The organism is Actinoplanes sp. SE50/110 (genome assembly GCF_900119315.1).
GTDB lineage: Bacteria > Actinomycetota > Actinomycetes > Mycobacteriales > Micromonosporaceae > Actinoplanes.
In genome coordinates, this window is record NZ_LT827010.1 from 4,321,139 (window position 1) to 4,334,755 (window position 13,617).

Genomic DNA, 13,617 nt, shown 5'->3' on the forward strand with positions numbered 1-13,617 from the left:
GCGGTCACGGTAGCCCCGGCACCGGCGTACCGGGATTGGAATCCGCCCGTCCTGGGAATGCTGCGCGCCATGAAGCGCGTGTTGATCATGACTGCGGGTGTGCTTCTGCTGGCCGGCTGCGGTGCGGCCGGCGGTCGCGAGGACGCCGCGGCGGCCGTCGCCAGCGGACTGCTGACGGCGGTCGCCGGCCGGGACGGCGCCGCCGCCTGCGCGAGCCTGGCCCCGCGCACCCGCGCCGAGCTGGAGAAATCGGCCGGCACATCGTGCCCTGAGGCGATCCTCGACGAGCACCTGCCCGCACCGGGCCGCGTGATCAGCGCGGCCGTTTTCGGTCAGCAGGCCCAGGTACGCCTCGCCGACGACACCATCTTCCTCGGCGTGTTCCCGGGCGGCTGGCGGGTCCTCGCGGCCGGCTGCAAGCCGCGTGGTGACCAGCCCTACGACTGCACCCTGCAGGGGAGTTGAGCGATGCGGTTCCTGTTCGTGCTGCTTCTGCTGGTGGTCGCCGCCGGCCTGATCTATTTCACCGCGCTGGGGGTGCTGCACCGATGAAACGCTTCCTCCGCGAGAACTCGCTCGGCCTGGTCTTCGGGCTGCTGTTCCTGATCGTACTGGCCGGCGAGGCGATCGCCGGGCACGCCGACTTCAACCAGCAGCAGCTCGTCGAAGGCCTGCCGCCGATCACGTTCGGCCGCTACCTCACCTCGGCCAGCTTCGGCGCCGACGTCCTGGAGAACTGGCAGTCGGAATACCTGCAGTTCTTCCTCTACATCGTGCTGACCGTCTGGCTGCTGCAGAAGGGCTCCCCGGAGTCCAAAGAGCTCGACAAGCCGGGCCGCGAGACCGACAAAGATCAAAAAATTGGGGTGTACGCCGACAAGGACTCCCCGGCATGGGCCCGCGCCACCGGAGTCCGGCTGTGGCTGTTCTCCAACTCGTTGAGCCTGGTGATGGGTCTGATCTTCCTGCTGTCCTGGCTGGGCCAGTCGATCGCCGGCCGGGCCGCGTTCAACGAGCGGCAGCTCGGCGACCTGCAGGACCCGGTGTCCTGGTCGCAGTATCTGACCGAGCCCGACTTCTGGAACCGCACGCTGCAGAACTGGCAGTCGGAGCTGCTGGCGGTGGCGTCGATGGCGATCCTGGCGATCTATCTGCGGCAGCGTGGCTCGTCGCAGTCGAAGCCGGTCGGCGCCGCGCACACCGCCACCGGCGTGGAGGGGTAGCCGACTCCGCCGCCACCGTCGGTACCCCCTGTTCGCCTCGTCGGTTGGTGGGTGGTCAGGGGTGGTGGCGGGGTCCGATGGTGGTGTTGGTGGTGTGGGTTTTGGTGGTCCAGCGTTGGTATTCGGTGTGTTCGGTGGTGGGGGTGATGGGTTGGGGCAGGCTGGTGTTGGCGGTGCAGGTGGGGGTGCAGTCGTCGAGTTTGTAGTCGTGGCGGGTGGGTCGGTTGTTGGTGATGGTGGTGTAGCCGACGGTGTTGCCGGTGGCGGTGTTGTTCTTCCAGATGCCTTGGGTGGTGTGGTGGTAGCAGCAGTCCCAGACGTAGAGGCCGGTGAAGAAGTGGGTCATGCGGCGGCCGTCGGGTAGCAGGCCGGAGGAGATGACGCGGTTGCCGGTGAGGGTGTTGTCGTGGCCGGCGGCGATGAGGATGCCGACGTTGGTGGTGGAGACGATCTGGTTGTTCTCGCCGTGGACGAAGGCGGGGGCGTAGGCGGGGTTGACGCCGGTTCCGGAGTCGGCGATGTTGATGCCGCTGCCGGAGGAGGCGTCGGTGGCCGGGTTGCGGGGGTAGGCGCCCTGGACGTAGTTGTCGTGGATCCGGATGGGTTGTTGTGCGGTGCCGCTGCTGTTGGACAGGTTGATGTTGTCTTCGCTCTGGCTCTGTCCCGCGGTGTTGATGATTTCGTTCCAGCCGATGTCGATCCCGGTGCGGGTGTGCTGGAAGCCGTTGAGGGCGATGGCGTTCGCGCCGCACTGGCCGTTGCGGGTCGGGAACGGGTAGGTGTTGAGCGTGGTGCTGCAGCCGCTGGTGCCGGTGACGCGTCCGTCGACGTTGCGGACCTGGTTGCGTTGGACGCGGATGCTGTCGGTCGAGCCGGGTTTGTTGTCCCCGATCAGGGTGACGCCCCGGGTGTGTTCGAAGTAGTTGTTCTCCACCACGATCTTCTTCGGCCAGACCGCCAGGACGAAGAATCCGCGGGTTTTACCGGTGATCCGCGGGTCCTGGCCGGTGCCGCGGCAGTCCCGCACGGTCAGGTCGATACCGGTCTGCGCGTCCCGGTCGCTGAACCGGGCACTGATCAGATCCCCGGGGCCCTGGACCTGGCAGTCCTGCAGGATCACCGGCTCGGAGGTGCGGATGCTGACCGCCGGCACCCCCGGGTCCGTGCTGCGCCAGTTACCCCGGTACGTGCCACCCTTCGTGATCGTCAACGGTCCCTGAAACGACACCCCCGGACTCGCCGACACCACACCCGAACCCGACGGCGAAACCGACACACCGACCGACGCCGCAACCGGGGCCCGCGGGGAGGTGGTGCTCGGCGCCTGCGCGGATGGCAGCGGGCGGGACTCACCCGTGCGGGCGATGACCACGGCGGCGCCGCCCAGCACGGCGGCGGTCGCGGCTACCGCGGCGACCGGTTGAGCGATCCCGGCCTTGCCGGCGTGCAGCAACCGCCTGCCGGCGTCCATGACCCGGACGATCGCTCCCGCGGTGGCCGGTTGAGCCGCCAGCGTGGCGGGAGCCACCAGCAACGCGGTGGTGGACAGCAGGAGTTCGGGCGGTACCAGGCCATGCCGCAGAGCGCCGCACGTGGGGCACTGCGAGATGTGGTTCACGAAGCGCTTTCGCCACACCGAGGACGGCCGGCCCGGCCAACCGGCCAGCAGCACCCGGAACTCGGCGCACCCGTCCGGCCGGTCCCGGGCGGCGAGGGCGCGGACGAGCACCCGCACCGCAGTCAGGCGTTCCCGGAGGCGCTTGAGCCGGACGGCCACGTGGTTCGGGCTGGTCCCCGCCGCTTGCACCAGCCCTGAGCGGTCGACTTCACCGAGCAGTTCCAGCCACCAGAGCGCCAGCATCTCCCGGTCCTCCGGGTCGAGCCACGGGGTCGCCGCGGAGATGTCCTTACGTTGTTCGGCGAGCGTCACCTCGGCGACCGCACGTTCCTGGACGTCGACCGGCACCGACTCGGCAGAACCGGCCGGCAGACCCACCGGCAGCTCTGCGTCCCGGGCCTGCCGCCGCGCCTCTCGCATGACGATCGTCAGCAGCCACGGCCGCAGTTTGTCCGGTTCCCGGAGGTCTTTCAGGTTGCGGAAGGCACTGATCAACGTCTCCTGAACGGCGTCGTCGGCGTCGGCGGGCGCCAGCACCCGGGCCGCCGCGGAGTAGACGACCGGGATCTCGTGTCGCATCAGCGCGTCGAAGGCCCGGCGGTCCCCCTGCTGCGCACGACGGACCAATCCCGTGTTCCCGCTTTTTCCCACCGCGCCGACCTCGACTTCCCGTGTGCAGTGCGCGAGACGATACCTGAGGAATAACGGTTCCGTGAGAACTGCTTCGAGCTCCGGATACACCGGTGTGACAATCGCCGCAGAAGGTGTTCCGCAATAAGTGTCACCGCAGCTCGGCGACACCCCTCACCAGCGCGCCGCCGCCACCCGGCGTCAACCTGCCGTCGCGCTCGGTTCCGCGTCGCTGTGAGTCGGCATCGAGTTTCCGGGAAAGTGACATCGGACTCGGAGTAATCGGCTCGCGCTTTTCTGAAAATGCGGGTCACGGGCGGCCTGGGGGCCTGTGGAAAGTGTTCGGCGACGCCATTAATGTCACCGGCGGTCTTTCCGCTCCACACCCACTAGGGGATTACCATGTCCTATACGAATCGTCTGGGCAGGCGCTCGATCGCCGTCGCCGCAGCGCTGCTTCTGCTGCCGATGGCGGGATGCCGGCCCGCTGCCGACTCGAAGTCGGCCTCTCCCGCGGCCGCCGGGCGGTCTCCGGACGGCGCCGGGGCGTCCCCCGGTCCTGAAGCGGCGTCGGTCGGTGTGTCGGTTTCGCCGTCGGGTTCGGGTGTGGTGTCGGCGAGTCCGGGGGTGTCGTTTCAGGGACCGTTGACGATCACGAAGGGTGGCACGTACCGGGGTAACTGGCGCAGCACGGACCCGGGGGTGCCGGCGGTCAGCATCCGCACCTCCGAGCCGGTGATCCTGCAGGACTGCCAGGTCCAGGGCCCCGGGGATCTGATCAGTGCCCGGTTCAGCGACCGGGACGCGCAGACCGGTATCGACCTGACCGTGCGGGACTGCCGCGGCACCGGCCAGGACCCGCGGATCACCGGTAAAACCCGCGGATTCTTCGTCCTGGCGGTCTGGCCGAAGAAGATCGTGGTGGAGAACAACTACTTCGAACACACCCGGGGCGTCACCCTGATCGGGGACAACAAACCCGGCTCGACCGACAGCATCCGCGTCCAACGCAACCAGGTCCGCAACGTCGACGGACGCGTCACCGGCACCAGCGGCTGCAGCACCACGCTCAACACCTACCCGTTCCCGACCCGCAACGGCCAGTGCGGCGCGAACGCCATCGCCCTCAACGGCTTCCAGCACACCCGCACCGGGATCGACATCGGCTGGAACGAAATCATCAACACCGCGGGACAGAGCCAGAGCGAAGACAACATCAACCTGTCCAACAGCAGCGGCACCGCACAACAACCCATCCGGATCCACGACAACTACGTCCAGGGCGCCTACCCCCGCAACCCGGCCACCGACGCCTCCTCCGGCAGCGGCATCAACATCGCCGACTCCGGAACCGGCGTCAACCCCGCCTACGCCCCCGCCTTCGTCCACGGCGAGAACAACCAGATCGTCTCCACCACCAACGTCGGCATCCTCATCGCCGCCGGCCACGACAACACCCTCACCGGCAACCGCGTCATCTCCTCCGGCCTGCTACCCGACGGCCGCCGCATGACCCACTTCTTCACCGGCCTCTACGTCTGGGACTGCTGCTACCACCACACCACCCAAGGCATCTGGAAGAACAACACCGCCACCGGCAACACCGTCGGCTACACCACCATCACCAACAACCGACCCACCCGCCACGACTACAAACTCGACGACTGCACCCCCACCTGCACCGCCAACACCAGCCTGCCCCAACCCATCACCCCCACCACCGAACACACCGAATACCAACGCTGGACCACCAAAACCCACACCACCAACACCACCATCGGACCCCGCCACCACCCCTGACCACCCACCAACCAGCGGTTAAATGTCGGATTAAAACGGATGAATCCGATAAGCCAAATAGTTTCCGACATGCGCTATTAGGCTGCCCACGGGCGACCGCGGCCGCCCTCGAACCCCGATCCTGATCTGCGGTGTGACCGCCGTTGGAGGGCGACGCATGTCCCAATTCCTGTCCCGAACCCGGCGCCGCCTGCTCGGCGCCGGACTCACCGCCGGCGCGGTGGGCGCCGTCATCCTGGCGGCGCCCCTGCCGGCACTGGCCGGCGCGAACATCGGCCCGTGGATCGTCATGCCGGGTGGCAACGCCACGCTCAGCGACCAGAGCGCGGCGTTCACCGGCAACTCGGTCGTGCAGCTGAACACCAGCCCGTGCCCGGGCAAACTGGCTACCGCCGGCGGCACCGGACCGTGGAATCCCACCGTCAGCAACCGCACCGGTACCTCGCTGACCTTCACCGTGCCGGCCAGCGGCGGGCCGGCCCCCGGCCCCAACGGGGCCGTCAAGCTGTACTACGCCTGCGCCTACGACGGGGCGACGGCCGGCACCAGCAACCTGCTCAGCGGCGGCCCGCTGTACGTCGGCGCCGGGGCCGCCGCGAGCAGCAACGCCGGTCTCACCGGCGGCGGCAACCCGCTCACCCTCAGCACCGGCATGCAGAACCCGGTCTTCACCGGTTACAACACCGTGTCCGCGGTCTTCACCACCGGACAGTGCGCCGCCACCCTGGGCAGCACCAACCCGGCGAACCTCACCGTCGCCGGCCTGGCCCGGCAGTCGAACAGCACGGTGGCGCTGACCGTCCCGTCCGGGGTGGTCACCAACGGGCCGGCACCCACCAACTACAACATCTGCCTGTACGACGGCAGCAGCGCCGCCGGCTCCCTGCTCAGCATCGCCGGCTACAACGCGAACGCGCTGGCCGTCACCCCGGGCAGCGGTTCGTACTCGGCCAGCACCGGCGTCACCGTCAGCGCTCCCGGCGCCTTCCTCACCGGAATCACCACCCCCGCCGTGCTGGTGTTGCCGATGAACGCCGGCTGCCCCGGCACCTACTCCACCGGGCAGGTCAACGGGGTGACCCCGCTCGCCCTGACCGCGCCGGGCAGCGTGCGCAGACTGACCAGCAGCCGGGCCGCGGTCACCCTGCCACCGTTGACGCTGCAGCAGCCGGGTCAGCCCACGACGTACCAGATCTGCTTCTACAGCGGCAGCACCGGAACCAGCGGCCTGATCGGGACCACCAACTACACCGCCGGGGTGGTGGCCAACCCGATGGGCATCAACCCGTCCGCCGGCCCGCCCGCCGGTGGCAACACGATCACCGTGGTCGGCACCGACTTCCCGACCGACGCCGGACGGATCACCGCGACCCTCGACGGCGTGCCGCTGACCAACATCCAGCCGATCAGCGACAAGGCGTTCACCGCCCAGGTGCCCGCGCACACCGCCGACACGAACCTCACCCTGGTGGTCAGCACGCCGGCCGGCACCAAGGCGCTGCCCGGCGCGTACTCCTACCTGAACACCATCACGGTCAGCCCCAACACCGCGCCGAGCACGTCACCGACGGTCGACGTCGACGTCCAGGGCGCCGGCTTCGTGGCGATCAACTTCGGCACCGGTGGCAACGCCGGCCGGGTGTTCCTGGTCAACGGCGTCTACAACGGCGCCGAGGTGACCAGCGGGGTGCGGGCCAACGGCCCGGTCGCCGAATGCGTCAACGTGCTGCCGATCAGCGACACCGAACTGGTCTGCACGCTGCAGCTGAACCGCAAACTGAACGCCCAGGGCACCGGCTTCTTCGACCCGTCCGCCTACACCAACACGATCGCCTCCGACCTGTCCACCACGGCGGGCAGCCGGGTGGTGGTCTCGGCCGCCGGCAAGTTCAGCCCGAACGACCTCGGCCAGCCGATCGTGCAGGGTGGCAACGCCAACATCCCGCCGAACAGCCTGATCACCTCGGTGCTCGGCCCGACCAAGGTGGTCATCTCCGCCCCGTCCCCGCTGACCGGCTCCACCCTGTCGGCCACCATCGGTGGCGCGGTGCCGGCACACACCTTCACCGGATCGATCACCACGACCGCGGGCAGCGCGACGGTCTCCACCTCCAGCGGCGCGTTCACCCGTGCCGACATCGGCCGGGTCGTCAGCGGCACCAGCGGTATCGCGAACGGCACCACGATCACCGCGGTCGCCCCCGGAGGCGCCACCGCCACCCTGTCCGCGCCGGCCACGGCCAGCACTCAGTACACGCTGTCCGCGGCCAGCACGACCGGCGGGTCGACGACACTCACCAGCAGCGGGCTGCAGTCCAGCGACAGCGGCGCGGTGATCGGCAACAACTCACTGGGCATCACGCCCGGGACGACGGTCGGAGCGGTGGTCGCGGGCACCAGCGCGACCCTGTCGGCGCAGGCGGCCGTCACCGCCGGACCGGCCGACCTCACGCTGAACAAGCCGGTCAACGCCAACCTGTACGCCGCGGCCCCGGTGCCGGACGGCGCGTACAACCTGGTGGTGGTCAGCAACGGGGCGCCGGATGCGGCGACCACCGACCCGGCCTATTTCCAGACGGACGTGACCAGCGGCTCGACGTTCACGGTCAGCCCGTTCTGATACCGCTTCGTCAAGGGTGGCCCGGCCGGTGCGGTCGGGCCACCCTTGTCGGTCCTCCGGACTCGGCGATCTGCCGCAGGCTGGTACGCAGGTGCGGGGCGGCGTCGCCGAAGATCAGGGTGTCGACGTCGCGGGCGGCCCGGGTGGCCTGCCGCGTGACGGCGCGGCCGGCGTCGGTGAGGCTCAGGCGCAGCGACGGCGGGCTGGCCGGGTCGGGGCTGCGGGTCAGCAGGCCACGCTCCTGCAGGGTGCGGACCACCCGGGAGGTCATCATGCGGTCGGCGCCGGCCTCGTCGGCGACCTGCTGCTGGGTCGGTGGGCCGGAGACGTGCTCCAGCCAGCCGGCCGAGGCCAGCAGCATGAACTGGGTCGGGGTGAGGCCGAGCGGGCGCAGGCGGGCGTCCAACTCGGCGCGCCAGGTCAGGGCGGCGTGGTGCAGCCAGAAGCCGGGGGAGAGCATCGGGCCGGAGTCGGGCCTGGTCATGCTTTCCGTGCCGGGGTCGGGGCCGGGGCCGGGCCTGCTCTGCGCGTCGGGTCCGGTCATGCGCTTCGGGTCTCCAGGGCGGCCCAGGTTTTCAGCATGTCGCGGCGGATGCGGCGGGCGAAGTAGAACCGGAACAGCGGGGTCAGTGGGCCGGTGACCCGGATGGTCTTGGTGCAGCGGATCCGCCGGTCGTCGAGCGGCTCGTAGGCGGTGACCCCGGACAGTGTCCCGCCGGGCAGGTCGCACTCGCTGGCCCAGCGGCGGCGGGGGACCACCTCGGTGAGACGCCAGGTGGTGGCCGGGCCGCCGCGCGGCTTGGACCAGCCGGTGGTGCCCGTCGCGAACGGGCCGTCGAGGCGGGCCTGCTGCTCGTGCGGATCCCACGCGGGCCAGGCGCTGACGTCGGTGACCGTGTCCCACACCGCGGACAGGTCGGCCCGGATGACGGTGCTCTCGCCGAACTCGTACATCGCAACCCCCATGTTGTCGTGACAACACTATGCGACGTGAAGCTGTTCCACAAGGGAAACTCGTCCTGCCGGACCCGGGGGCGCATACCGACAAGCCGTCGCAACGAGGGCTGTCAGCACCGCACTGATCGCCGGAGATCAGCCGACGTCGACCAGCACCCGCCCGACGAGCAGTCCACCCGCGATGATCAGATAGCCGACGAGGATCAGCCGACCGCGGTGCCCCGGCGGGCGGCTCATGCCGGTGTAGCCGCAGATCGCGCCGGCCAGGGTGGCGATCATCGGAACGATCGAGGCCAGCGATTCGCCGGTCGGGGTGCAGAAGAAGCCCGGATCGTCGGGGACGCAACGGTTCCCGGCGGCCCAGCTGAAGAGGTAAGCCAGCACCAGCGCATAACCGGCGAAGGCGGTCAGGACGACGATGGCGAGTACCGCGCCCGCGCTCCCCGACCGGGACGGGGGAATCGGGGTGGGTTCCACGGCCTCCGGCTCATCGTCCATCACGTTTGTCGATATTACGAGCGGTCGCCAACCCGCCTCGGCCGCGCGGTGCCGAGGCGGCCACGCCGTAGCGGTCCCGGGCGCAGTGCCCGGGACCGGAGTGCTCCAGCGCGTTGTGCGTGCTCGGCCCGGGGCCGAGCGGGTCAGGCGGCCGAGGTGACCGGCGCGCGGGTCAGACGGCCGAGGTCAGGGGGCTGGTGGTGAGGGCTCGGAGGGTGGCGTCGGCGGAGCGGTCGTCGGGTTCGGTCTGGGCGGCGAGTTCGGCTCGCACGTGGGCCTCGTAGGTGGCGACCTCGCGCTCGGCGTCGGCCGGGGACCAGCCCAGGGCCGGGGCGAGCAGGGTGGTGGCGGCGCGGGCGGCGATCACCCCGCGGTCCGGGGTTTCGAAGGCGATGCGGGTGCGGCGGGCCAGCACGTCCTCCAGGTGGCGGGCGCCCTCGTGGGTGGCGGCGTAGACGATCTCGGCGCGCAGGTGGCCGGGGGCACCGTCCAGGGGCAGGGCCAGGCTGGGGTCGGCTTCGATCAGGGCGAGCACCTCGTCGAGCAGGGTGCCGTACCGGTGGAGCAGGGCTTCGATCCGGGCTACGGTGAGGCCGGATTCGCGGGCCAGAGTCTGGCGGCGGTTCCAGGCGGCGCGATAACCGTCGGCGCCGAGCAGCGGGACCTGGTCGGTGCAGGACGCCGGGACCCGGGCGGCCAGATCCTGGACGGCGGCGTCGACCGCGTCCTTGGCCATCACCCGGTACGTGGTGTATTTGCCGCCGGCCACGACGACCATGCCGGGGACCGGGTGGCCGACCGCGTGCTCGCGGGACAGCTTGGCGGTGGTGGACGCCTCGGCGGACAGCAGCGGCCGCAGCCCGGCGTAGACACCCTGCACGTCGTCGCGGGTCAGCGGGACGGCCAGCGCCCTGTTGACCTCGTCGAGGAGGTAGTCGACGTCCCGGCCGGAGGCGGCCGGGTCCGACTTGTCGAGATTCCACGCCGTGTCGGTCGTGCCGATGATCCAGTGCTGGTCCCACGGGATGACGAACAGGACGCTGGTGGCGGTCCGCAGGATGATGCCGGTGTGGCCGGCGATCCGGTCCCGCGGGACGACCAGGTGGATGCCCTTGCTCGCGGCGATGGTGAACTGGCCGCGTTCGCCGGTCAGCAGGGCCTGGCTGTCGCCGGTCCACACGCCGGTCGCGTTGATCACGGTGCGGGCGCGGATCTCCAGCTCGGCGCCGGTCTCCAGGTCACGGGCGCGGACGCCGACGACCCGGCGGCCCTCCCGGAGGAAACCGGTGACCTCGGTGCGCGACGCGGCGTGCGCGCCGTTGGCCACGGCGGTGCGGACCAGGAACATGGTGTGCCGGGCGTCGTCGACCTGGGCGTCGTAATAGCGGATCGCGCCGACCAGGGTCTCCGGGCGCAGCGACGGGAACGCCTTGAGCGCCTCCAGGCGGCTCAGGTGCCGGTGCACGGGCACGCCGGCGCCGCCACCGGACAGGGCCAGGATGTCGTAGAGGGCGACGCCGGCGCCGACGTACAACCGCTCCCAGGCCCGGCGCTGCAGCGGATACAGGAACGGCACCGGGCGGACCAGGTGCGGGGCGAGCTTCTGGATCAGCAGGCCGCGTTCCCGCAGCGCCTCCCGGACCAGGCTGAAATCGAGCATCTCCAGGTAGCGCAGCCCGCCGTGGATCAGCTTGCTGGACCGGCTGGAGGTGCCGCTGGCGAAGTCACGGGCCTCGAGAAGGCCGACGCTGAGCCCTCGGGTGGCGGCGTCGAGAGCCGACCCGGCGCCGACCACGCCGGCGCCGACGACCAGCACGTCCAGCTCCCCGGACGTCATGGCGGCCAGGGCCCGCCGCCGGGACTCCGGCGAGATCACTCCGGTTTTCATAGTCGATCCTTCTTTCCTACAGGGCCGGTCAGCCGACGCTGACCCAGTCGAGGGTGCGGTCGATCGCCGCCCGCCAGCGGGTGATGCCTTCGGTACGCCGGTCCGCCGGCCAGGTGGGTTCCCAGCGGCGGTCCTCGTGCCGGTTGGCGCGCAGCTCGGCCGGGGAGGACCAGAAGCCGACGGCGAGTCCCGCGGCGTAGGCGGCGCCCAGCGCGGTGGTCTCGGCCACGGCCGGCCGGCTGACCGGGACGCCGAGGATGTCCGCCTGCAGCTGCATGCACAGCGCGTTCGCGGTGACACCGCCGTCGACCTGCAGGCAGTCCAGGGCCGTGCCGGAGTCCTGCGCCATCGCCTCGACCACGTCGCGGGTCTGGTGGCAGATCGCCTCCAGCGCGGCCCGGGTCAGGTGCGCGGCGGTGTGGAAACGGGACAGCCCGACGATCGCGGCCCGGGCGTCCGGCCGCCAGTAGGGGGCGAACAGGCCGGAGAACGCCGGCACGAAGCAGACGCCGGCGCTGTCCTCGACCTGCCCGGCCAGGGTTTCGCTGTCGGCCGCGGTGTCCAGGACGCCGAGCTGGTCGCGCAGCCACTGGATGGCGGCGCCGCACGCGGCGATCGACCCCTCCAGGGCGAAGACCGGCGCCTGACCGGCGAAACGGTAGGCGACCGTGGTGATCAGGCCGTGGCTCGACCGCACGGGCGTGGTCCCGGTGTTCATCAGCAGGAACCCGCCGGTGCCGTAGGTGCATTTCGCCTCGCCGGGTTCGAAGCACGTCTGCCCGAACAGTGCGGCCTGCTGATCCCCGATGGCCGCGGCGATCGGCACCCCGGGCAGCACGCTCGACGCCGTCGCGTACACCTCCGCGGAGGACCGGATCTCCGGCAGCATCGCCCGCGGAATCGCGAACCGGGCGAGCAACTCGTCATCCCAGTCCAGCGTCGACAGGTTCATCAGCATCGTCCGGCTGGCGTTGGTCACATCGGTCAGATGCGCACCGCCGGTCAGATTCCAGATCAGCCAACTGTCCATCGTCCCGAACAGCACCTCGCCCCGCCCGGCGCGCTCCCGCAGCCCCTGGACGTTGTCGAGCAACCACTGGATCTTCGTCGCCGAGAAGTACGTCGCCGGCGGCAAGCCGGTCCGGGACCGGATCACCTCAGGATCGAGAGCGGAGACCAGCTCGGCCGTACGGGTGTCCTGCCACACGATCGCGGGCGCCACCGGGACGCCGGTCGCCCGGTCCCACAGCACCGTCGTCTCCCGCTGGTTGGTGATCCCGATCGCGGCCAGGTCGGCCGGGGTGAGACCGGTGCCGGCCAGCGCGCCCGCGATCACCTTGAGGGTGTTCTCCCAGATCTCCACCGGATCGTGCTCGACCCAGCCGGACCGCGGCTGGATCTGCCGGTGCTCCAGCTGGCACCGGCCGATCTCCGCGCCGGACCGGTCGAAGACCATGAACCGCGTGCTGGTCGTGCCCTGATCGATCGCGCCGACGTACCGCCCCACTGGCCCTCCCTGGATGCCCGAACCCCGGCAGCGACGCTAAGAGCGACCCGGGGACGCGGCAACGCCATGCGTGCGACAATGTCGCACGTGCCCGGCCTGATCCAGTCGATCGCACGGTCCTCGGCCGTGTTGCGGCTGCTCGCGGCCGGTGACGACCGGCTGCGGGTGAAAGAGATCGCCGACGCCCTCGGGATGGCGAAATCGACCGCGCACAGCATCCTGCGCACCCTGGAGCACGTCGGTTTCGTCGAGCAGGACCCGCGGACCGCCCGCTACCGGCTCGGTCGGGGCCTGCACGACCTGGGCGCGCCCGGCATCGACGCGAACGAGCTGCGCGGCCGGGCACTGAACTGGGCCGACACCCTGGCCGCCCGCAGCGGGGAACAGGTGCGGCTCGGGGTGCTCGCCGACGGGCAGGTGCTGGTCGTGCACCACGTGTTCCGGCCCGACGACTCGGCGCAGAGCCTCGACATCGGGACCCGGCTGGCGCCGCACGCGACCGCGCTCGGCAAGGTGCTGCTCGCCTACTCGGCGGCGGCCACCCGGGCGGCGGTGGCGGGAGGGCTCACCGCGTACACGCGACGGACGGTGACCGACAGCGGCGCCCTCGCCCGGGCACTGGCCGCGACCCGGGCCGGCGGCTGGGGTCTGTCGGTGGAGGAGTGGCGGCCCGGACTGGCCGGGATCGCGGCGCCGGTGCGGGCGTCCGGCGGGCTGGTGATCGGCGCGGTCGGGGTGGCCGGGCCGGTCGAGCGGCTGACCGACACCCGGCGGCAGGCCCGGCCGGCGCTGGTGGAGCAGGTGGTGGCGGTGGCGCGCTCGATCTCGCGGGAGGTGCAGGCGTGAGCTTCGGACCGGGCCGGACGGTCTCGTCGG

Annotated in this window: 11 protein-coding genes; 5 read left to right on the forward strand and 6 right to left on the reverse strand. The window is 70.7% G+C overall.

Annotated elements, in window-relative coordinates:
- The first annotated feature begins 69 nt into the window (after positions 1 to 69).
- Both ACSP50_RS18965 and ACSP50_RS18970 read left to right on the forward strand, forming a co-directional pair.
- Complete coding sequence (locus ACSP50_RS18965) at positions 70 to 465, forward strand: hypothetical protein (RefSeq protein WP_014690868.1); 396 nt, start codon at positions 70 to 72, stop codon at positions 463 to 465.
- A gap of 83 nt (positions 466 to 548) precedes the next feature.
- Complete coding sequence (locus ACSP50_RS18970; protein WP_014690869.1) at positions 549 to 1,223, forward strand: DUF6766 family protein; 675 nt, start codon at positions 549 to 551, stop codon at positions 1,221 to 1,223.
- A 55-nt stretch (positions 1,224 to 1,278) separates the two neighbouring features.
- On the opposite strand, the gene ACSP50_RS18975 is transcribed toward ACSP50_RS18970, so the two are convergent.
- On the reverse strand, positions 1,279 to 3,582 hold the full coding sequence (locus tag ACSP50_RS18975) for a sigma-70 family RNA polymerase sigma factor (RefSeq protein WP_155123554.1): 2,304 nt from the start codon (positions 3,580 to 3,582) through the stop codon (positions 1,279 to 1,281).
- Positions 3,583 to 4,116: 534 nt separating this feature from the next.
- Between ACSP50_RS18975 and ACSP50_RS18980 the strand changes: the two genes are divergently transcribed.
- On the forward strand, positions 4,117 to 5,271 hold the full coding sequence (locus ACSP50_RS18980) for a hypothetical protein (RefSeq protein ID WP_080127914.1): 1,155 nt from the start codon (positions 4,117 to 4,119) through the stop codon (positions 5,269 to 5,271).
- Positions 5,272 to 5,428: 157 nt separating this feature from the next.
- A complete protein-coding gene (locus tag ACSP50_RS18985; protein WP_014690872.1) occupies positions 5,429 to 7,891 on the forward strand; it encodes an IPT/TIG domain-containing protein in 2,463 nt (820 codons plus the stop codon).
- Between the two features lie 10 nt (positions 7,892 to 7,901).
- On the opposite strand, the gene ACSP50_RS18990 is transcribed toward ACSP50_RS18985, so the two are convergent.
- The 5 genes from ACSP50_RS18990 to glpK form a co-directional block, all read right to left on the reverse strand.
- On the reverse strand, positions 7,902 to 8,435 hold the full coding sequence (locus ACSP50_RS18990; RefSeq protein WP_014690873.1) for a MarR family winged helix-turn-helix transcriptional regulator: 534 nt from the start codon (positions 8,433 to 8,435) through the stop codon (positions 7,902 to 7,904).
- A complete protein-coding gene (locus ACSP50_RS18995; RefSeq protein ID WP_080127915.1) occupies positions 8,432 to 8,857 on the reverse strand; it encodes an SRPBCC family protein in 426 nt (141 codons plus the stop codon). Before ACSP50_RS18995 ends, ACSP50_RS18990 begins: the two co-directional genes overlap by 4 nt.
- A gap of 126 nt (positions 8,858 to 8,983) precedes the next feature.
- The gene (locus tag ACSP50_RS19000; RefSeq protein ID WP_155123555.1) at positions 8,984 to 9,349 is read right to left on the reverse strand and encodes a hypothetical protein; all 366 of its coding nucleotides are present in this window, start codon (positions 9,347 to 9,349) and stop codon (positions 8,984 to 8,986) included.
- Between the two features lie 169 nt (positions 9,350 to 9,518).
- Complete coding sequence (locus ACSP50_RS19005) at positions 9,519 to 11,234, reverse strand: glycerol-3-phosphate dehydrogenase/oxidase (RefSeq protein WP_014690876.1); 1,716 nt, start codon at positions 11,232 to 11,234, stop codon at positions 9,519 to 9,521.
- Between the two features lie 28 nt (positions 11,235 to 11,262).
- Complete coding sequence (gene glpK / locus ACSP50_RS19010; RefSeq protein ID WP_052311925.1) at positions 11,263 to 12,690, reverse strand: glycerol kinase GlpK; 1,428 nt, start codon at positions 12,688 to 12,690, stop codon at positions 11,263 to 11,265.
- A 138-nt stretch (positions 12,691 to 12,828) separates the two neighbouring features.
- Here glpK and ACSP50_RS19015 point away from each other — a divergent pair, with 138 nt between their 5' ends.
- On the forward strand, positions 12,829 to 13,587 hold the full coding sequence (locus ACSP50_RS19015) for an IclR family transcriptional regulator (protein ID WP_043514705.1): 759 nt from the start codon (positions 12,829 to 12,831) through the stop codon (positions 13,585 to 13,587).
- The last annotated feature ends 30 nt before the right edge of the window (positions 13,588 to 13,617 follow it).